The organism is Mucilaginibacter sp. 14171R-50 (genome assembly GCF_010093045.1).
Classification (GTDB): domain Bacteria; phylum Bacteroidota; class Bacteroidia; order Sphingobacteriales; family Sphingobacteriaceae; genus Mucilaginibacter.
Map to the genome: position 1 here is coordinate 2,986,393 of NZ_CP048115.1, position 21,768 is coordinate 3,008,160.

Sequence of the window (21,768 nt, forward strand, 5' to 3'; positions counted from 1 at the left end):
TATTTTGCATGAGATTCACAATTGCTTAATAACCTAACCAAATCACATTTTATAATCAATTTATGGCTACTGTAATAGTTCGCGATGACTATATCCGCCGAAGCGACCTTGAGCGCTGCGTTACCGTTGTAAAGGATATGGCAGCTGGTAAAACAGAGAATGAAGAGTTGATCATTGAAGCCATCGCTCATGTAAAGGGTTACGATCCTGCCTTAATCGCTTACTTTCTTATTTTTAATAAGCTAATTCCCAAATTGAAGATCGAAATCAGGTTTCCTAAAGGTTATTCGAATTTGAAAGTAGAAATGTCTTTGAAGCAACTTGGGACATATGCCTACGTCATGAGTGGCAAAAGTTTGTTTAGTATTCTCGGATTAGCGAGCTCTCCTAAAAAGGCCGTAGAATTTTCATTTCAAAATGATGATCAGCGACTGACCGATTATCCTGATAAATATTTTGTTTTTTCTAGAGAAATTATTCCCGCAATTGTGGTTTTGGATAACGATGAATTGATGGATATTGCTTTCGGACAAGGATTACCGGAATTGTCTTCCACATCACTAAAGGAAATTCCGGATAATGTAAACTGGACTTCAGATAATGATTTACTGCGTAGCAATATACATAACGAATTAAGAAATGCCTCCGTTCCTGCTAAAAGGCGGCAAAGTTTGACCAATTTATTGAAAGCCGCTTTTTATAACAGTCTTTATGAAGCAAAAGCTTTGCCGATGTATTTTGAGGCAGTTTTCGTGGAGATGAGCGCGGATGAGCTGGCAAAAATAAAGGCAGGAAGGTTAGAAGGAGAAGAAGCATTTTCCTATTATCGGTCTATTAGGCCATTATTTGACGAATTAGCGGAACGTTCAATGCTTCATCAATTGTTGTTCAATATGATCCTTTCTACAAATGCTATGAAAGATGTAGACACAGGTAGAGATGAACTTAATATTCATAATCAGGAACGTTTTATAAGCAAATTGTACCAACTCTGGGACTTTACCAAGGATTTTGTAAGCGGTATCAGAGAAATGGCAAAAAATATACGTGATCATGCTAAACCCGGCATAGGTGCCATCAGCATCCGTATCGTCAGCACGCAGACCTGGCAAGATTTGCAGTCTTTGGATGATATGTCTGCAAATATTTACGATGGGTACCGGAAGTTCCTCGATGGTAAATTGTCGGAAGCACCGGATGCTTTTTTTGATGTGCATATCGCTGATCTGGGTACCATGGGTGCGGTTGAAACTTTACGCAAATCAACTGATGAATTGTTAGAAGATCCTGATTTGGAATCGATCTATTCACTTTTGGAAGAGGATAAAATGATACTTGAATCGATGCAAATCAGTGGACTTTTTGGTCATGGGCCGATATTAAATCAACAGTTAAAAAGAAGCATCGCTCATTTTGGATTGATGACCTTCGATCAGCTTATGGTCCGAAACTACGGCCTTTTGATTGCTTGCAGCACAGCTGAGGGCGGCCTGCCGGAAATATTTATTAATCATTCCATTTCAACAGATGTTAAATCTATTGGCTATGGAACGAATTATCATATTGTGCTGCCAATACGACGTGCTGAAGCTTACGAAAGTCATCTGCCTCACACAATAACCGTACCTTATGATACGTCGTCAAAGGAACTTAAAGGGCTGGAGGTACTACTGGATTACAAATACCCTGGAAGTAAATATAACGATAGTAAAAGTCCTCAACTAGCTATTATAAGACCATTACATCAAGCTGTTTCTTTAAGACGTGATGAGCAAATATTATGGAAAGAAATCACTAAAACGATGACTGATGTTGATAAGCGAAATCCCTCAAAATTGCTGGTTGTACTTGACTTATCGGTTGTTGAACTTGATGATAGCCAACTTTTTCGGTTAGCAGGTAACTGGGAATTGCATTTCCCCGATATAGCCCTGGCAATTGCGAATATAAAAACGGATCTCTACCATTTGTTACTCAAGATAAATGATTTGTTCACAAGTAATACAGGAACTGTTGACTACTGGAATGTGCGGATCGCGAGTATCGTTTACAGTTACATACCAACAAAAAACGGTCGTTTTTATTTTACAGATGTGTTATGGGGCAGGACATACGAGGATTTTGCAAATCTCAATTGGGTAGTCAACCAAACCAGCTTTAATTCTACCGTACTTGTAGATGAGGTACGAGTGAAAAAAGCCGTCTTAAATTATAATAAAAAGTTGTCGCCCAATACACCAGTAGCTTTCTATAATAAAACAACCTTATTGCCTTTTGATCTAATGATCAACGGAGAAGAAGGACGGACGCTGTTTGAACATAATGCCGCTGTACTATTACAAAATCAAATAAAAATTACAGGTTAATGGAATCACTTGTTACCACCGTAGAAGACCTGCCAGGCTTTAAAATCCAAAAGTCGCATTTCCGGATCGGCTCTAAAATCCATATTACTGATTTTTATTATGCCAAACGTTTTTTTCAGAATGGTTTTTTTGCGAGCCGTATCGCTTTTCTCTTGGCTCGGGATATTTATGACCGAATCATTGAGACCGACCGTTTAAATGATGTAAAGACTAACGGCCTGACACTGGTTGGCTACGAAATGTATTCTGTTTTGTTGCTTAGCTTGGTTGATCGATTTTTACGGGCAAAACTCCATATTTCCGGTGACAAGATAACCCATAATTTATTTGAGGATGCGGAGTCGTTGAACCTTTGTAAAGCGTTTAATGTAAAGCGTAATGCCGTCATCATTGTTCCCATTGCAACTACATTCAGTACCGCAATAAAAATAGAAGAAAGGCTAAAGCAGTCTTGGGCACAGAATGGCAATTCATCGAAGCTTTACATTTTCGAACCCCATTTTAACGTATTATATATCTCAAATGGGCCGTTAAGTGATGATCTTGGAACCATAGAAGATATGTTTGGCTGGGATAAAAAAAGAACAGGTGAAAAAGAAATAGTTGTACGTGCTTTTTTCGATGAGACATCAGTTAAGAAAGCCACCCGTATTCAACGTTTTTATTTAAATGTTCCAACGGAATGGCATAATATAGAGGATTGTAAGTTATGCGCACCGGTAGACGCGGATGAAAATGAATTGCCCCTAACCGAACGGGCATTATATGAGACAGACCGGACGGCTGTCACACCATCTATTATATTTGAACCACCCCGTGGCCGACTTTTCACCGAAGAAGAACGGGGACGTCGCTATAATTTTCAGGGCGTGGCGATTGCTTATGGACATCACATGCGCAATAACAGGCATTTTCTTTACGCCATCGATACGGAGGATTTCCTTGAAAAGAACAAAATCGAGGTTGAGAAATGGCTGCTTGGCCTTGAAAATGGAGAAATGAAATTAGGACTTCGCGAAAGTGACCGGGTTATCATTATTTCGACCTGCCACTATTCCAACGCGGCGTTCATTAATCTGATTAATGAACGATTGTTTGCTGGTTCGGCCAACATTATTCATTATGATCCGGCTTACGATTATATCCAAAACTTCAGGATGGTTTATGGCAGGGAGCTGAACGCTGCAAACCGGATTTATTTCGTTGATGATGCGCTTAAATCAGGCAGCGCTTTTGAAAAAATCTATTATTTCTTGGACAATACCTTAATTCAAACGCCAAATGTGTCACGCGGTGTTTCGGGATGTTTTTTCCTAGTGAACATGGGCCAGTCATTTACATATCAAAGCATCAAAAAACGTCTTGTAAGTCAGCAAGGTATGTATGCTTTTGCAAATTTGCATTTATACACATCCCTGAAACATGATGAAGTTTCCCCGCTTGAATTAGAAGAAGCACGTTATTTGCGTCTTTCGGAAACTCATTCCTGGATAGCTTGAAAGTGCATTTTTTTAATCAGGCAAGGAAATTAAACACAGACCAGAACCGGCATGGCCGCCATTTTTCGCCTGATAAAATATCACGCCATTTGGATATGCTTATGGCGACACACCGCGTGTATGAATACTTTACCGTCGTTCAAAAACCACAATTGCTCACTTTTGAAAGCTTTCTTCAGGATCTGGGACGTTATACGCATTCCCCGGCAAACGATGCTGCTCCGGAACCCGAAACCGATTCATTAATTAGCAATGAACAGGCTGCATATCTGAAAGTGCTCACCCAGTCACCTTTTACTCAGTATGAACCTTTACGGACAAACGTTTTCCGTTGGGTCCTCTACTTATTGACCGACTTTCAAAAGGAAGTCAAAATCCAAATTAAAGCTGGCAAATTTACCTATGCCACGTTTAAAGATCTCAAGTTTTTGATTCGCCGTGCCGGTTTGCTAAACTCTAACTACTTATTTTCCAAACAATTTTTCGGTTTTCTTATCGAACTTTACAAAAAAGATGGTATCCCCAAATTAATTGAATTTTACACGGTCAACAGTACTGGTCTTTTGGCGGAACGGCATCTGGAGATCAAAAATCGTCTGGAAGAGTTCTACGTATTTTATGCGGCACAAATTAAAGAGCTTTTACTTAAAAATGAGTCTCGTTGTATCCGACTGGAACATAATTTGAAAGTCTTGGACAAATGCGATGATCTGCATATCCGCCAGATCGTGCGAGTGCTGCGGGAAGAAAGTGGCCTCACTATTCATGCATTTTACGAGAATATCTCCCAGGATAATGGGTGGATGTCAATTTATCATAAAAGAGGGAAAAAGAGTCTCGAAAAAGAGCCCATCATTTATCCTAACAAGCCCATAGCAGATTTTTTAAAAAAAACGTCTATATCCTACCATCAAAAGTACCTCTCGCTGAACAATTATTTCAGCGCTATTGGCCGTGTGCCAATCGAAAGGAATAACAGTTTACTCAATTATCTGTGGTTGCGATATTTCTTTGCCAACGACCGGTTTAATCAGATTGACCTTGATGATAAGACCGATTTCATTATGAGTAAACTCAAAAATATATTGTTAGATCATCAAATCAGTGTTTCGGGCTCTTTTCTGATTGTCTATGACAGTAAAAATGATCCGTTTTTCGCATACGATAAAAACGCGCAGGGTACCCGTGAGATTGATAGTACGAAATGGGGTACTTCAGATATGTTGTTTCTCCAAGAATTTTTAAACGGAAAGCAGGCAAACGGGGCTTCGTCCTTAAAAGAATTTAAAACGATCATTGAACTTGGACGGGACGGTGATGGGAATTGGAACGATCTTTATACTCCAGAAGGATTGAAACCCATTTCAACACTCTCACCTAATGTTGTGTCTAAGAGCTATCAACGGTTAATGCTTGTACGGCTTAGCAAGCGGAGTTACACTAAAAGGAGCGAGAAGCCGCAAGCTATTATCGGATTTTATTACACGACAGATAAGCCTTTGTCAGCTGCAGAGGTAGACGTGGCCCGTTATATGATCCTTTTGAGAGAATCGTTCAGTCAGTTTATACAGAATCACCACGAAAGTGATGAATTTAGAAAGTGGCAGCTCGCGGAAATTAAGCAAAAGATGTCAATCCTAAGCGGTCATGGTAAAGAAATGCTCCTCAATATAGCGCTAAGAGAAGATAATCATTATAAGGAGATCGCCTATACTTTGCTTAAAGTTCAGCGCTTACTTATTGATAAAAAGGAGGAATTTCGGGAGGCTAATCGCATTGGTATAGCAAGCAGCCGTATTAATCGAATCTTTAAAAGTTTCTTCAAGGCCAAACCTAGTGCATTAAATACCTCCTATTTCAAAAAAGATCTGGTGGAAATGGCGACCGATATTTTCGGCTTTCAGGAAATAGAAAATAAAGAAACACTAAGTGCCGAAGACGTTCAAGTAACATTGGATCCAGAATCGATTGATTTTCAGTTTGACAAGGATCTCCTTAACATGTTCTGTTTTGAGATTTTAGTCAATGCCAAAAAGAACAGATGGCTTTTTTTAGATGATATGCCACATGAAGGTTACGAAGAGTCATTTACAACGAACCGAATCTGGATAACGGTTAAAAAGACAGTTCAAATGCTCGAATTAAGTATAGGTAACACAGGTCCACGTTTAAAAAGCGGTGAGCTACAGAAGATTCAAGAGAAGAAAAATATCAAGCGTTACGACTATTCATCTGGTATAGAAATGATCAATACAGTGCTAACCGAATTTGAGATAGGTTCTATGTCATTTGAAGAGGACTATCTTTCTGCAGAACTCTCCAGATTTACGGTTAAGCTTGTTTTATACACAGAGCCATGAAGATCGCCATAATAGAGAATCAATATGATCAGTTTGATGTGATTAGCGGCTTATTGGAAGAATATACACTCTTTCCGGACTATACCCGTTACAAGAACTTTCTGGATAAAGTGCGGATCCACCTAAACACGCGTTACAGCAAAGAACAGAAGGCTGAGGCGCTACAGTCCGTAATCAAGGACTTACAAGAGTTTAAGCCCGATCTTTTGATCATTGACCATATACTGGTCGGCAACCATAGTGCCGAAAACGGGATACAACTCGCCAAAAAATTGAGAAAGGAAATGATGACTCAGCCGATCCTGTTTTTAAGCCGGACCGAGCAGAATCACGTTGATGTATGTAAATATTTACCTGAAGTGAAAGCACCGGTTCGGTGGGTATCCAAAGGTTACAGCGGTGAAGAAATTTTAGAACCGGAATATTTTAAACAAAACGTCATATCCCAGATAAAAGAACTTTTGAATGAATCTGTTCCCATCATTGAGAGTCATTATTTACTTCCGATCATTAAAAAATTTGAAGAGATCGAGACGAATCAAAACGGTTTGAGTAGATATCGACATAATAAATCTTTAATACCTCATGTTAATCAGTTCACAGTTATCATTCAAAATATGAAAAGTTTAACGACGCAGAACACTGGTGAGAATAAGACGCTTGTAAATTTATGTGAGACAATTATTCGTTACTCAAGCCAAGGGGAGTTTGGAAATGATGAATGTGAAATTGCCTGTAAAAAACTAGAAGAATTATTAAGAAAACTATGAAAATCTTTTTTTTGAGAACATCGGCAAAATTAGGTCCTAATATTTTAGACTGGCTTCGTTCCGTGTACTTTTCATTGCTGACTAGTACGCTGCTCGTTTTATTAAATAAATTATTCAGCATGGATTGGTATAGCCGAGGTGTATTGCTTGCAGCGCTGGCAGGTGTCGGAATCGGTTTACTGATGAGTGTAAACATTACTAATCGATTTAAAGGTTTCGAGAAGGACTTTGAAAAAGATAAAAGTTTGAACGCCAGGCTTGAAATAACACAATACTATATAAATCGAGATAAAAAAATGGCTTCTCAACATTTTGCCATGTTCCTACTCCTCATTCTCTCTATTTTACTGATTGGTTGGGGCGGATGGCTTAGTGATAAACACTCCTTAGAGAGCAGCAATAAAAATAAACTAGCTATAGAACAAATTCAAAAAGTTGAGGCGGTCAGAAGTAAAAATGACAGTCTTAATGCCATAAGGATCAATCTGTTGCAGCAGTATAATCTAGAAAAAAGAGATTCTATTATAACATTGAAAATAAAAATTTTGGCTTTAGAAAAGCTTGGCAAATATCGTTCGCAAAAAGGTAAATGACGATCTGTTAATACTAGTACCTAAGGCAATGATTTCGAGGTTCTTTCTATAAGATGACAAACGGTCGATAGAAATTTTTTTACCACACTATTTCAAAAAAGATTAAAGGCCGTTGATCAAATTCATTCATCTTGAACTGCCTGTTTCGACTTCAACGCAGTTTTGAATTCATAGTTCTTGTAATTTTGGGGTCTTCCAATATTGGCGTAAAAAAGGCTGAAAAATCCGATTAAACTTCCGGACAAAAAATGTATTAGCCTCTATCAGATATGGGTACTCTATCGGTGTGTCGAAAATGGCTAATAATTTCGGATAATATTAACCATGTCTGTTGGCGCATGTAATATTGAATTCCAAATTTATAAATTCAAATCATTTGTAAATTCCAAGGCACATTTATTACGGGAACAACCTTAGATCAAATTTGAAAGAGCAAAGCCAAGGAACGTTCGGAAAATTTAATAGCAGCTCGAAATAAGTAGATTCGTTATAAAAAAGATGCATTTCTAAATTATATGAATACTGACGTAACAATCGATCCTGGATTGACATTTAAGCTCAACGCTAGGATATTGAAACCGTCTGGCACTAAGCCCATGTATAGTGGTTAATGATGATTTTTACCAGCATATAGGACACTATTTGTTATTTGATAAATAATTATGTTTATTTCCAGTATATTAGCACAACCAAACCTTCAGATCATGAAAAAAATCTTCTTTATTACGCTGTTATTTTTATCAGCGTTGGCTGGCTGTAATACTTATTATGTGGCCGCTACTACGGAGCCAATTGACCTTTATCAGAGCGAAGGGGCCGGTGACCTGGCTTTCAATGTCCCGGTTGGAACAATGTTATTGCTTAGGGGGAGTGACCGGCACGGTATGCGGCGAGTAAGGTTCCACAATGATGCGAATTGGTACTGGGCACCATCTGTTCATTTAAGCCTGGTTCCGGGTTTCAATCCTAAATATTACAATGAAACTTACGCGAGCTACGAATCTAACCATACAGGCGGTGTGGCATCTTCCGGCGGTTACGATGCTACGATACAAACTGGCTCCAGAGGGGGTAAATATTATATCAATAAGAATGGCAATAAAACTTATGTGAAAAGGAGTACCCCCGGAGGTTCTGTCAGGCATGTTGGTGGGAGCGGTTCCAGAGGTGGGCGGCACTGAGAACGGATAAGTCATTCATTAATGGCATTGTACAAAAACTCGGACTCGAAGAAAGGAACAAGATAATGCGTGGTTGTAAAGCGTTTATTTGACCTGTTATTTCCTGATGAATGGAATGTATGTCACAAAATTATATAAAAATGTGACGAAATTTTGTTGCACGGATCTATAATCTTGGTTTTATCCTATAAAATCTTAGTGATTACATACAAAATTTTAGCGAGCATGTACACCTTCAGTCTCATGCTTAACAGTGACGACAAAATCTTGCAAAGTGCATAGCTACCCCATTAAAAATACGGATAATGTTTCTGTACATTATGCCATCAAAATTAACAATTTTTGTACTTTTAATCCGATGCATTACTTCCGTAATAAACCTTAATCATAAGCCAAATTATTTCATGTTGACAAACACTTTTAAAGAGGGATTTAGCATTCCTGATATCAATAGCTCTAATTTCATCTACAGCGTCAAGCAGAATGAAATGGAAAACCTACCCGGTGATTTCTGTAATTCCTGTTTAACTGCAGCGCCTTCTTTCATCAGTGTAAATATCTAATGAAAGACAGATGCGAGCAACCGGAGTCATCTGGTGGCGAATTAAGTTTGACACATATCGAGATGCTTGAGGATGCCATAAAAAAAAACGAGTTCATCGATGACGTGAAGATGTTGAAGCACCTCAATGGATTACAGGTTCAACTGATCAATAAGTGCTCGGCTAATTCTGCCAGGCTGTTTGATATCCGCCAGCAAATAGGTAAATACACTAAACGAGTGGCCAATAGCCGGGTCGTTGGTTCTTCAAATGGCGTAAATGAAAACGCAAAAATTTCCGGATACGAAGAACAAATGCGGCGGATGGAAGCGATTTTGACAAAGTCTAGGCAAATTAAAAAATTTCTTTTAAAACTGTTTTCAGCAATCTGTACGACGCGCTAAAAGATGTCCTGATTGTTTTGACGTCATTTTGTATTTCATTGGTCATCACAATGTTTGTGGATAAATATACACCGTTATTGGAAAGCCGTATAATTTACGGATCTGCTCATCTTGCTGCCATTGTATTTTTCTTCTGCGTGGAACATTTTATAACGAGTCCATGCCTGGCTGGTTAAATAAAAGAATTATTGTAACCGCCAATAGGATAAGAGGTGTAGCAATATGGTGAAGTTTCATCTTTTGATAGATTGTGTTTTTCGGGAGGTTATTAAGCGATAGACATTTTGCGCTGCAGGCTGCCGATCTGCCCGAGAAAAGACGCAAAGGGGTCCATGGCGCCCTGTTTGGAGGTGGTGATCACTTCATAGATACCGGTGTCGGACGTGATCGTATATTCAGAATAAGAACAAATGGGTAGCTGCCGGTTGTTGTTAAAACGGCGGTCGGGGCCGCCTTGTTTATTGACGTAACGCCATGTCTGGCCAATGATATCGGCATCGTGTGGTACGTTTTCATCTTCAATGAACCTTGTAGGGTAACCCTCGATCTTTAGGTTTTTATAGAAGACTGCGGCAAAGGTGCTGCCGTTTTTCACGAGTAAGCGTTCCGGTAAAAAGTAGAATTCCAGCTTACTGAGCCGGAGACAGGGGATGGCTACGTTGGTCGTGAAATAGGGCAGGGGCGATTGGTTGGGTGATATGCTTTTCAGGGGGACACGGTTGATCAGTTTATCGGCACCACCGGTGCGCTTGTAATCATTGGTTTGCCTTGCATTTAAGTATTGCCAGACCCTGGCCGAACGGGAGAGTGTGGCGAAATGGTTGCTGAACTGCTGGTAAACTTGTTTGAACTGTTCGTCCATTTCATAATGGAGTTGCATGGCAAATCGCTGTTTGTCGGATTTCCTCAGTTGCGGGATCAGGATCAGGAAAAAGAGCAGTCCGCCTGCCAGTTCGTAACCGGCATAGGGGTTTGACAGAAAAGTTTCCTCCCGGTTGGTCTGATCATAGTGCTGGTGTTCAATAGCGACGAACCGGCGGGCAATATAACCTGCCGAATCGGAATAGGCGATTTTTAGCCATTTGGCGTCCGTGGAATCAAGCAGTTGGAAACGCTGGTCTGTGGTCGCGGCTTTCAATATGGAAGATTTGGCGCTTGCTGTTTTCCGGATATTGACGCCCGTATAAAAGGTGACTTTCGCGAAAACGCTGTCCGTAGCGGGTTGTATGATCACCGTACGGCTGCTGAATGAGGTAAATGCCATGATGAACAGGAACACGATCAATGGAAAAGTACCAAACCATTTGGTATAGGATATCATGCCCGCTTTTTGAGTGAGTTCGCTGATAAATGCCTTGGAATCTGTATCGCTTAATTGTCCGATGTCTGCCGAGGCGATCTGATGTACTGCTTCGTACGTGGCGGGCAAAAATTGCTGGCTGGCAGGTTGCTGTGTTGGCGAATGATTTGGCCCGGAAATCTTCTGTCGGTAGCTGATGCCGTGGGAACTCAGGTTGACATAGGTGCCCCTTGGGCCGATATTCACACGCGCGCCTTTGACGCCAACGGAATAAGTGATGCCGCTTTTTGAAAAGTTGATCCGGAACGGGCCGGAACCCAATGATTTGCGATAAGACCAGCTCATATATGATAAGGTTTAGGTTTGATGATTATAAGTCGTTCTTTTTTTCGACATTTAAGAAGTCAAGGATTATTTTTTCGGCTTCTTCCTTTGAATTGGCAAAGGGTCTGAGCTCAAATCGTCCAACTTTAGATTCTTTTAGCCAGTTCGACCAGTACAGTTTGATGATTTCCATATCAGTCGGATGCACGGTTGCAGCACCGACTTTTGACTTGGAACGGTCATAAAGCTCCAGGACCAGAATTTCCAGGTTTTTTAATTTTTCATTTTGCACAGGCCTGATCCGGAATTGTTTGTTTTTTCTGAAGAAGGCGGCCATGTCGTTTTCTCCGGAAGCGAGGTAAGCATCCCGGAACCGGTCAACCGTTTTTTTACTTAGATCAAAACCTTTGTCATAGATACCGGCTTCAATATAACCGTCGGTCGTTAATATCAGGATATTCCGATACGTGCTTACATAAGTGTTATATTCATCGGTCACTGGTTTTTCATCTGGAAGGACTGCGGCATTATCCAGTCCCTCATTTAAGTATGTCCAAATGTCAGCACCGAAATTTTGACGTCCGGCAGCGACATTCACCCTGTTAAATTCGGAGACGAGATCACTGACGTCTTTTTTTAAGGTTTGCTTGACGCCATTTCGTTCTTTGATATAGTCTATGCGGGCATTCTGATTCGGAAAACGGGCAAAGTCTATAGAGAGTTTTCCCGTATTCACCTGATATTGATTTATTAACCCCTTGTTGATAAAATCGATCCGGATTTTGTCCCGTTGATTTTCTGAACGGTGGCTCCGTAAAATCGATGGATAGAGGTTCGTGGTCAGTATTTTCAATATTTCCACATCATTTAGCGGGCGCCGGTATAAGTTACTATTTACTCTATTTGAAAGATCAGCGGCAAATGTGATATTATAATGTGTGATCACAAATTTCTTAGGGGCGGAGGTCAGTAGGACCAATAGACCCGCGAACAATAATTTATTCACCTGTATGGAATTTTACGCGTTTATCGACTTTGTTGGTTTGAAGTTTCTCCTGTTGCCAGGAGATGGCTATCTCGGCAGCCTGAGCAGTTTTTAACGTTGCCTTCGGGATAGCATATTCCTGATACAGAAAATCGTTCCAGCCTTCTAAAAAGATGTTGATCCGGTCTTTCAGCGCATCGACCGAGATCGGTAAGTTATCTGATTGAATATGTACCATGTAGATAGAAGCTATCTTATCGATCGTCTCCAGATCGGATATTAATTGCCCCCGTTTTTTCTGCAACTCATGGCTTAATTTCAGCGGAAGGCTGGTCAATTCCTGTAGGGTGGACTTGATTTTTGCTTTTAACTGAATAATATTCGTATCCAGTAAACTCATTTCTTCCTTGAGGACCATGATTTTTTCAAGATTCGTTTTAACTTCCGCTAAAAGCTGTTTGATCAATAGCCTGTTCTTTTGGGTCAAGACATCCGGATCCCGGTCTTCAAAGAGTTGCATCATTTTGCTCAAGGCGAACTTGAACATAAGTAAGCCTAACGCTCCAAATACGAATACCAGATAGAAGTTGGTATCTGTAAAGGCCATATCCCAGCGCCAGGGGATATTTACATTACCACGCGCATAGTTCACCTCGTAAATCGACTGAGTAACTTTGTAGGCAACCGCCCCGTCAAGGAAAATAATCCCCGTCCAAAAGATGGTCAGGTTTACCCACTTAGCTTTGATAAACCGGTCGGCCATGGCAAAAGACAAGGGTATAAATACGAATAAACAAATAAACGTAACAGCAACCCACCCTTTTTCGCCCGCTTTACTAATTGCGTGCGCGTTAAAGATCTGGGGAACAGCAATCGGCATGTTCTGTGCTTCTGCTTCTTCGGCATCACCAACACTGAACAACAAAATATAAGCTGCTGACGAATAGAATACAAATAAATAGCACAACAACGCAGCATTAAAAATTATCGTCGGGATCAGTTCGTACCATTTAATCTTTGGTGTGAAGTATTCAAGCTCAACCTTTTTTATCTCATTATTGAGCTCATTATTTTCCTGTTCTATGAAGGGGATCTTATCTTTTGTTATTTCTTCGATTTGCCTTGCTATAACCGCTACTTCAGCTTCCGCGCGCGTTTGTTCACTTTCAAAATTGCTTTTGTTCAAAGCGCTGTTTTGCTCGCAATGATCGATCTCAAGTTCACAGGTCCTGTTCAATGCGTCGCAGGTTTTCACCCGATGTTCATCTATTTTTGTTTGCAATCGTTTCTTCTTGTCGTCAATAATATCGATATCATTGATGAATACCGAGTAAACGGTGTCGAATGACTTATACAATACCTGGTGATCGCCGCTATTCAGTTTGGAACGTTCAAAACCCTGTTCGCGCAATAGTTTCCGGTCGAAGCTGCCGACTTCAGCAGCGATCATCGAATCCAGAACTTTTTCAAATTCAGCTCCTGCTTTAAGGGCATTTTCCGGAGCAATAACTTTGGCTTTTTCCCGTACAAGTGGTTCAGGTTCATTACTTTGCTTAATTATTTTGGTTTTGAGGCTGTCGAAATTATCTATAAGTGAACTAATTGTTTCCTGGTGGTTTGTACTGATGATGCTTTCCTGGTTGTTTTTTTTTGCGTTGACACTCCAGTTATAAGAACCGTGGAGGGCAATACGTTTATCGATGACGCAAAACTTCTGGTTCATGCTGCCATAACCGCTGTTTTTTATCTTGTAAACGAGTGCGCCCTTAGCAGTAAGCAACGCAAAATCTAATTTTTCATTCTCCTGATTGTCGGCAATGATAATTTCGATATGAACACCTTCTGCAAGTTTGCTAAGCACAATATTGAACAAGTCTTCATCTGTGAACCAGGCAGTCGCGATCAATATCTCTGATTGGGCGGCAAACAGTTCCCCCTGGATCTTGGCGTAAATTTCCTTGTTATCGTTGATTACCTGTTGATCGATCAGTTCCATTTGTTTTTTGCTTTGTGGCTTTGTCTTTCCGTACTTTATTTAAATATTGATCCATTAGGACAGCAACCAATCGTAATCAATCAAATGCCCGAGGTTATCCGTTAATTTGTTGTCATGGTTTGATCGTAAGTAACTGTTATTGACAACTGTTACTTTTTCACCATCTTTCCAACGCGCGTTCTGATAATCCCATAGCCAGGTCATCGCCGTATTTGAAGTGTTTGTCAATAACTTTACCGCATCGGCTTTGGTGGTTTTTACAGCTCTTGAAGTTGAATTTTCACCTACACTGTGAATTGCATAATGAGTAATTACATCATTAGCGTTTTTCCATACACCGGAAATTTTAAAGTTTGCCATATCTTATTGTTTTTGATAACCAAAAGTAAATCGATAGTAATCCATAATTTTACGGGAAACCGTAAACTGAAAGTTATTTTAAAGGTATTTGCCTCAGGTGGATCTCGGTCGGATAGTGGGAATATTGGGACGAATAAATTAAAAATGGCGTTAAGCCATCTCATCGATCATGTGATGTACTTAACGCCGGATGAGTTACCTGGTGTGACAACTCGGTGAACAGGTTGCACAGCCATCGGCTGTCGAATAAGTTTTCTTCGCCTCTTTAACGGCGTCCTGGCAATTGGAGAAATCCCCCAGATCTTTCCGGTTCTCCGCGCTGGGCAAATAAATGCAGCCCGAATTGTGTACTTCATGGTCACCATTACTCTGGGCATGTTTGTTAACGTAATACCTCATGTTTTTTGAATTAAATAAATAATAATTCAAAATTAAATGTTGCAGGAATGCCATTATTACGGGAAGCCGTAACGAACGAAGTTTGCTCAGATGATCCTGTAGTCTTTGCAATAGGCGATCAACTGGACATTATTGGTAAATCCTAAAGCATCTTTGATCTGGTTTAGGCGTTTTTCGATGCTGCTCAGGCTGTTGGCCTTGATGCCTTGTTGCTGAAGATAGGCAGGGATGTTTTTTTGTAAGGTTCCCTTGGCGAGTTGCGCGATGACCATGATGTCATAGTCGCTGAAATCGTGGGCGTTTTTTGTCCTGACCTGTTGCAGGAGCCCGGCAGGGATGTAGCGTTTGTTTTTCGAAATGCTTTCAATGGCTGTTTTAAGATCTTCGGCGTCGCTGGGGCCCTTGCATACATAACCGTTTATATCAGACCGCTGGTAAAGGCTGGTGATGATCGTTTCCTGTTGTTCGGCGGAAAAGACCAGAACTTTGATATCAGGTTGTATATCCCTGGCTGCCGCGATAAGCGCGGCACCCCCATTAAGTTTTTGTTCACGGCCGCTGGTATTAAAAGACAGGTCAGTGACGAGCAGATCAAAAGCCTGGCCGTTTTGAACGCCCCATTTTAGAAGTGAATAGGCGTCGTCACAGTAATAAGCGTGTTTGACGGTTTCAATGCCCATTTCTTTTAAAGTTTGCCGGATCCAGTTGTTAGAGTTTTGATGATCTTCAGCTATCAGTGCGGTTTGAAGCATAGTAATTCGTATTATTTGATCGGAAAGGATAAACTGATTTGCAATCCTTTTTCAATGCCTGTGTCAAAAGTAAGCACGCCGCCTATAGCGTTTATACGGTTTCCCGTATTTGTCAGTCCATTTTTTTGTGAAAAATCTTTATTCAGGCCGATGCCATCGTCGAAATAGGTCAGTAAGCAGCGGTTGTCTTGTACTTCAAATTTGAGGATAACATTGTGCGCTTCGCTGTGTTTTTGCATGTTGACCATTAATTCCTGGATGATATACTTAAGTTCAAACTGGTGGACCGGATCGACCCTGTCCCATAGGTCCTTGTTATTTCCGACTACTGATACCCTGGTGTCATCTGTAGAAAAAGATTTGAGTAAGGCGGAGATCTTTAAATAAAAATCTTTTTCCGGTCGTTGTATGATATCATAAGATATATCCCTTGCGCGGATATAAAGATCTTTTACATGGTATAACAGCCAGTTTTTATCCAGAACCACATCGTTCTGGAGTCTTTTCATGATCAGGTAGGCATCGTTGGCCAGGGTATCATGTACTTTCTTCGACGCTTTTTCCCTGGTTTCCGTGACGGCAAGTTGTTTGTCCTGTTCTTGCTGGCGTTTTCTTTTTCCGTACCATAACAGGGCGAATATGGTAATGAATATAAACGCAGATAATGCGCCATAGAAACGTATGTTTTGACGGATAAGCTGGTATTTTTTATCGGTAATGTCTTTTTGAAGTTTCAGATTGTCAGCCTTGCTCTTTTCTACTTTGTAACGGATCAGGGCAAATTGGTTTTTCGCGGCATTCCTGGCTGTTTGTAGGCTGTCGTTTAGTTCTTTAAACTGGCCGAAATAGATTTTTGTGTGTTTTACCGGACTTAAGTCGACCAATTTACCCAGTGCCTGTAACTGATCATCCGGGCTTTCTAGCCGCTTGGCAATTTCATACATGGATTTTGCGTAGCCTAAGGCGGAGTCAGGTTTAATCGACCGGTAGTAATCTGCAAGGTGGGCAAAGCTGGAGTTCTGGCCCCAATCGTCTTTTGCTTTTTGACGGATACGGAGGGCCTTTAAAAGAGGAGGTGCGGCCTTAAAACTGGGATTGCGAAGCCATTGGGCCGTTGCCAGGTTAGTTAAAGCGCGTGCATAATCGGCGTTTTCCTGGCGTTCTTTGTTCAGTAACCTTTGATAGATCGCGATCGCCTGATCATATTCTTTTTTCTGCTGGTAAGCGTAAGCGATATTATTCCAGGTCAGGTCCTTGAGTGAGGTGTCCTGCGCGAACCGGAGGTTTTGCCGGTAAAAATCAATTGCGCCGTTCTGGTCGTCTAAGTCTGCGCGGATCAAGCCGAGATCATTGTAATTGCTCGCAAGGGTGGCATGATCGGTTTTGTGATGTTCATTAAGGAACTTCAGTGAGCTGACCAGGCTTTCCTGTGCCCCGTAAAAATCTCCCGCCCGGTATTGGATCTTGGCCATATTGCTGTACGCCATCGCGACCTGAAGACTGTCGCGGGATTGCGCGGTGACCTGGTTAAAATAGTAAAATGCGGAGTCTTGTTGTTTACCGAACCAGTCGTAAGCGATCCTGAAGGTCGTCCAGTCTACGTTCACCTTTTTTTTCGGCTCGCGTTGGCAGGCTGCCAAAATGAGAAGGATAGCAATAAGGATAAGGTTGGTCTTTTTCAAGTTTTTTTGTTAAAACTAAGAAAAAGCAGGTAAAAAACAAGGCAAGCCTGGCCTGCCTTATTTTTACTTCCACTCCGGTGTTAGCTATTATGCGGCGGAGGTGGCGGTGGAAGTGGGGGATATTGTCCCTTGTCACCGCCGGTATCCACGTCAAGTGTACTTACCTGACCATTGCCGTTATGGTTATTATTAGGGTTATGCGCAGGGCATGACAGTGCCAAAAAAATGGCGAAAAAAATTTCAAACATTTCACTTTAGTTTAAATCGTTAAAAAATGCTGCTTGCCCGACGGGACTATCCCGTGAGTGAGGCAGGTTGATTTTGGGAAGTGAGCGCTTGAATGCGGGAACTTTTAAATGCCTCCCAAGCCATTTAATAGGCTCCCGCGTTCGTTGCGCTGTTTGAATCAATTCGTGCACTATCCCGGCCGGCCGACCGGGTGATTTGATTGTGAAGCAAAAGTATATGGCGTAAATCGCTATGCAGCAGGTTCTTCCGGAATTTCCGTAAATACCTGTCTTCTTCCGAAAAGACTTGAAAGTTTCCGGAAATAATCTAATTTTAGGGTGATGTATACGGACAAATTCAAGGTTTATAAACAAGAGGTTACGGATGCTTACCATCGGGAACGTGAGGTATCCCCGTTGGACTGGCTGATGCATCCGACCCGTTTCCGGGTCAAACAACGATGCCGTCAGCTGATCGAGGATGGCCTGGAATCGCGGGATATGGCGACGCTGCGCAATTATCTGAGAATGAAACCTACAGATAATGATTTTAGTGCCGCAATGAGCGATAAGCAAGGCAATGCTTTCCGGAGTTTTGAAATGTTTTTGAATAATACGAGCATTAACCCCGCAGAAAGGAGTGTCGAGTTGCTTGCCTGGCTTATCGGATTTCCGGACCGGCCGTGTTCAAATTATAAATGGAGGGGCCAGGAGGGAAGCATTGAGGTTGTAGATGGACCTGAATATACAGCAGAAGAGGAAGATGAAACGGAAGTGGACGGTGTAGCGGATACAGAGGTTGAAGCCGGTACTGAAGAAGGGACGGTCACTAAAGTTGAACCGGGTACTTCGTATTTATCGGATCTTCAGGATCTGACGGAACTTCAAGATGAACCGACTTTAATCGGCGGCACAGATGCTGAAGTGGACACAGGAACGTCAGGCGAGAAAGGGAAGTTTGAAGCAGGACAGGACGGCACAGCCAGGTTAAAAACCGATTGGCGGTGGACTGTGGGGGTATTGGGTTTGATGATCGTCGTATTAGCAGTATTGTTTTCATCCCATGGGTCAGCATGTATGTACTGGAATGGTGATCATTATGTGGAAACTTCCTGCAGCATAGCCAGGCCGGATACGCTGTTAATGACGCTGGATCGCATAAAATTACAGCGGTTCCGGAAAATCAGGCACACGGATACATTGACCCGCTATGCGGTGGGCCGGTTTTGGTATTCCAAAGTAGGGGATAGCATAGAGGTGTTCTCTATGGAGGGCAGGCATCCCTTAGATCAACATAAAAAGCTTAAAGAGATGACTGATTTTATTGTGAACGTTTGCCGTAACCGGAAAGATAAGATCGGGGGCAGGTGATTGGTTTACGGGAAACCGTAAATAGATTTCAGCATGAAACTGTTTTTTTGTTGTTACATAGCATTTGAAATTTATCCGGAAACATGAAATACTTCCTTATTTGCATTATTTTCTTTGCAAATGTTCAAACTCAGTCAAAAGTCAAGGTATATATCTGCGATAGTCCACATGCCAAAAAATATCATTTAAAGAATGATTGTAAGGGGCTCAGTCATTGTACGCACCAGATCGTAGAAACCACGGAAGAAACCGCTAAGAAAAAAGGTTTCGAGCTATGCAAGTTTGAAAAATAAAAGATAGTGGCTGATTCAAATAAATCAATAAGTATTTGATAATCAATACATTTGTGTTATCTTTCATTAACCTTAACACTTATTGCCATGTCGCGTATCAACAAGAGCTTTATTTGGGTGGTTCGAAGCAATACCTGGTGGTGCTGGACGAAACAAAGAAGGAAGGGAGGTATGAAATCGGGTCTTTGGATGAGATCTATAAATATACGGAGGAGCTGTTGAGGGCTGTTGCGAGGTTTGAGATAGGAAGAAGTAGTCTGGCGCATCTCTTTATTGTGATACGTTAAGCGAAATGTGGTCATCGCCAATTTAATTTACCTGATATTTTCCCTGAAGATCTATAACAAGCTTGTACCTGCAATAGATACGGTCATTATATATAAATGTTTTTTCAGGGGTTATGGAGGTCGTGGTTGAAGATATTTGTATATTATCGACACTTTTCGTCAATCCAGTATTAATCGCAGACTTGATATTCTCCAGTTTGGCAGATGTCGACATGCGCGAGGTGTTTTCTAACGAAGTCAGTAAGGTCGTATTTTCAATCCACGCAGCTTTACGTCGAATAATATTCTTAGTGTGGGCGTCATACTGAATATTAGCCAATCTGAAATCATGCGATACCGTTTCGGTGCTTGGCGTTCCGACAACGTATAAAGTGGCGCTTTTGCGGTAAAAAATGTTATCAAAAAAATAGGCTATGTTGCTAAAAAAACGATTTCGTGGATGCTCTGGCCTGGCTGCTCTTAATTTGCCTTGCACTTCAAGCACGGTTTTTTGCCCAGAGTTGTAAGGGCGGGTATGATTAACGAGCAATTTCCTTTTGCCAAATTGAAAGGTTGTTTGCGCCCCTCCATTATTCAGCTTGCTTTCCAAATCGGTAAAGGAGAAGCTTACTTCCGGATGGAGTTCGAAACCGGGAGCACAATCTTCAAGCTTTAGCGGAGGTAAAGGAACAGGTGAAAGCACAGGTTCATGACCTGTCTGTATTTCCGGCGAGAACGTTAAGCCCACGGTGGTGGAAACAAATTGAGGATTTCCATCATTCACCAATATTTGACCTCCTGATAATTTAGTTAAACCCAATGTAAGCCAAGTGTTATCGTCAAGCTTAATGGGCTTTTGAAGAACTTCCCACAAATGAGATATAGGTTGCTTAAAATTTGTTAATTTGGGCACCAATTCATCGACTTTATTAGCGCCGATATCCATAAACCTTTCGATCAAACGCGTTAAATTATCAGTTACGTCGCGGTCTGCTAAGGTGACCAAACAGCGATTGGGGGTTATTACTGCTCGTCGTTTTGTTTTGGTCATCAAACTATAATCAGGTGAAAATCCAAATTCCGAATCATAGCCAATAACAATTTCCCTGGCTGCTTCGTCATCCCAACCACATTGCCCCGGAACAGGAATCGCTCCAATAATTACATAGCCGTCAGCGGAATAAAAAATTTTCTCGGCAATTGAAAAAGTGTTTCCGTGAAACTTAAATTCATCGAATGGTGTATCTCTCCAAACTTTGTAATCAACATCAACAAAGAAAACCACAGGTGGAACTAAGTTCAATGTGCCGTCTTGATAGTTTCCTTCATAATATTCACAGATATTTTGCGCAAAAGTATTTACGTAGGGAATCGGAAAACGTATAGGGATGCAAAGTTTGGCATCGGCACGTACGATCTGTGGAAATGCAGTTTCAATTGTTCGCGGTGGAGCAATGGGTCTAAGTTGGGCGCTGGCGCAGTTAATGAGAGAAAGCGCCATCAAAATCAATCCTATTTTTCGCATGGTTCAGGTTTTATTATCAGTTAGGGGTTACAAGCGCAATGTCTGCGATCTGTCCATTCGGAATCATGGGTTTCGGGATTACCGTTGCATTTAATTTCCCTTACGCTCTGTCCATTAAATAGCAAACATAAGTGGATTTCTTTTCTATTTTGCCCTGTTGTAGCCCGTATCCAAATTTCACGGGCGTAGCGTATTTGAACAGGAAGTTGCCACTCCAGTAACTCGCCGCGATGCCATGTTTTTTCAAACACAGCACAATCGTCGCAACCGCCGATACGATACTCCAACTTCATGCTATTAGCTTCGGTACGGTCAATGCAAATTTTGATAGACCATCCTTTTGGTGGCGGCGGGCAATTTTGACCTTTAGCAGTCAGGTATCCCGATAAGATAAGGGACACGATTACTATGAATTTCATGATAAGCGTTTAGTTAAGCTAAAATAATGGTTTGGTTTGAAAGAAACAAGTGTAAAATTCTCAATATTAATAACTTAAATAACAAATCGTCATTTCGGGTCCAGGCTTTAAGTAGTTCGGACTTCTAAATTTCAATGGGTCGAACAGGCCTATC

At 41.2% G+C, this 21,768-nt stretch carries 16 protein-coding genes; 8 read left to right on the forward strand and 8 right to left on the reverse strand.

Translation table 11 applies throughout. The annotated features are described in order from the left end of the window. The first annotated feature begins 62 nt into the window (after positions 1 to 62). From GWR56_RS13610 to GWR56_RS13640, 7 genes are all read left to right on the forward strand, one after another. Positions 63 to 2,366, forward strand: coding sequence for a hypothetical protein (locus GWR56_RS13610; RefSeq protein WP_162431776.1), 2,304 nt, complete (start codon positions 63 to 65; stop codon positions 2,364 to 2,366). Beyond that, a complete protein-coding gene (locus GWR56_RS13615) occupies positions 2,366 to 3,865 on the forward strand; it encodes a hypothetical protein (RefSeq protein ID WP_162431777.1) in 1,500 nt (499 codons plus the stop codon). The genes GWR56_RS13610 and GWR56_RS13615 overlap by 1 nt, the downstream gene beginning before the upstream one ends. Next, positions 3,862 to 6,225, forward strand: a complete 2,364-nt coding sequence (locus GWR56_RS13620) for a hypothetical protein (RefSeq protein ID WP_162431778.1) — start codon at positions 3,862 to 3,864, stop codon at positions 6,223 to 6,225. The genes GWR56_RS13615 and GWR56_RS13620 overlap by 4 nt, the downstream gene beginning before the upstream one ends. After that, positions 6,222 to 6,995 (forward strand): response regulator, encoded by a 774-nt coding sequence (locus GWR56_RS13625; RefSeq protein WP_162431779.1) that lies wholly within the window; start codon positions 6,222 to 6,224, stop codon positions 6,993 to 6,995. Before GWR56_RS13620 ends, GWR56_RS13625 begins: the two co-directional genes overlap by 4 nt. Continuing rightward, positions 6,992 to 7,588 (forward strand): hypothetical protein, encoded by a 597-nt coding sequence (locus GWR56_RS13630; RefSeq protein ID WP_162431780.1) that lies wholly within the window; start codon positions 6,992 to 6,994, stop codon positions 7,586 to 7,588. The genes GWR56_RS13625 and GWR56_RS13630 overlap by 4 nt, the downstream gene beginning before the upstream one ends. A gap of 704 nt (positions 7,589 to 8,292) precedes the next feature. Next, positions 8,293 to 8,769, forward strand: a complete 477-nt coding sequence (locus GWR56_RS13635; protein ID WP_162431781.1) for a hypothetical protein — start codon at positions 8,293 to 8,295, stop codon at positions 8,767 to 8,769. 562 nt (positions 8,770 to 9,331) lie between these two features. Further along, positions 9,332 to 9,715 (forward strand): hypothetical protein, encoded by a 384-nt coding sequence (locus GWR56_RS13640; RefSeq protein WP_162431782.1) that lies wholly within the window; start codon positions 9,332 to 9,334, stop codon positions 9,713 to 9,715. Positions 9,716 to 9,983: 268 nt separating this feature from the next. On the opposite strand, the gene GWR56_RS13645 is transcribed toward GWR56_RS13640, so the two are convergent. The 6 genes from GWR56_RS13645 to GWR56_RS13670 all read right to left on the reverse strand — a co-directional run bounded on the left by GWR56_RS13645 (position 9,984) and on the right by GWR56_RS13670 (position 17,513). Further along, positions 9,984 to 11,360, reverse strand: coding sequence for a DUF4236 domain-containing protein (locus GWR56_RS13645; RefSeq protein ID WP_162431783.1), 1,377 nt, complete (start codon positions 11,358 to 11,360; stop codon positions 9,984 to 9,986). A 25-nt stretch (positions 11,361 to 11,385) separates the two neighbouring features. Beyond that, complete coding sequence (locus tag GWR56_RS13650; RefSeq protein WP_162431784.1) at positions 11,386 to 12,201, reverse strand: hypothetical protein; 816 nt, start codon at positions 12,199 to 12,201, stop codon at positions 11,386 to 11,388. A gap of 136 nt (positions 12,202 to 12,337) precedes the next feature. Beyond that, a complete protein-coding gene (locus GWR56_RS13655; RefSeq protein ID WP_162431785.1) occupies positions 12,338 to 14,320 on the reverse strand; it encodes a phospholipase D-like domain-containing protein in 1,983 nt (660 codons plus the stop codon). A 54-nt stretch (positions 14,321 to 14,374) separates the two neighbouring features. Continuing rightward, positions 14,375 to 14,680, reverse strand: coding sequence for a DUF3892 domain-containing protein (locus tag GWR56_RS13660; protein WP_162431786.1), 306 nt, complete (start codon positions 14,678 to 14,680; stop codon positions 14,375 to 14,377). A 485-nt stretch (positions 14,681 to 15,165) separates the two neighbouring features. Beyond that, positions 15,166 to 15,831 carry a response regulator gene (locus GWR56_RS13665; protein ID WP_162431787.1) on the reverse strand — a complete coding sequence of 222 codons (666 nt, stop codon included), beginning with the start codon at positions 15,829 to 15,831 and terminating at the stop codon, positions 15,166 to 15,168. Between the two features lie 11 nt (positions 15,832 to 15,842). Next, complete coding sequence (locus GWR56_RS13670) at positions 15,843 to 17,513, reverse strand: tetratricopeptide repeat-containing sensor histidine kinase (RefSeq protein ID WP_162431788.1); 1,671 nt, start codon at positions 17,511 to 17,513, stop codon at positions 15,843 to 15,845. A 569-nt stretch (positions 17,514 to 18,082) separates the two neighbouring features. Between GWR56_RS13670 and GWR56_RS13675 the strand changes: the two genes are divergently transcribed. Next, positions 18,083 to 19,111 carry a hypothetical protein gene (locus GWR56_RS13675; protein WP_162431789.1) on the forward strand — a complete coding sequence of 343 codons (1,029 nt, stop codon included), beginning with the start codon at positions 18,083 to 18,085 and terminating at the stop codon, positions 19,109 to 19,111. Between the two features lie 602 nt (positions 19,112 to 19,713). Here GWR56_RS13675 and GWR56_RS13680 read toward each other — a convergent pair. Together GWR56_RS13680 and GWR56_RS13685 are read right to left on the reverse strand one after the other, a co-directional pair. Continuing rightward, on the reverse strand, positions 19,714 to 21,195 hold the full coding sequence (locus tag GWR56_RS13680; protein WP_162431790.1) for a DUF4403 family protein: 1,482 nt from the start codon (positions 21,193 to 21,195) through the stop codon (positions 19,714 to 19,716). 20 nt (positions 21,196 to 21,215) lie between these two features. Next, on the reverse strand, positions 21,216 to 21,614 hold the full coding sequence (locus GWR56_RS13685; RefSeq protein WP_162431791.1) for a hypothetical protein: 399 nt from the start codon (positions 21,612 to 21,614) through the stop codon (positions 21,216 to 21,218). Between the last annotated feature and the right edge of the window lie 154 nt (positions 21,615 to 21,768).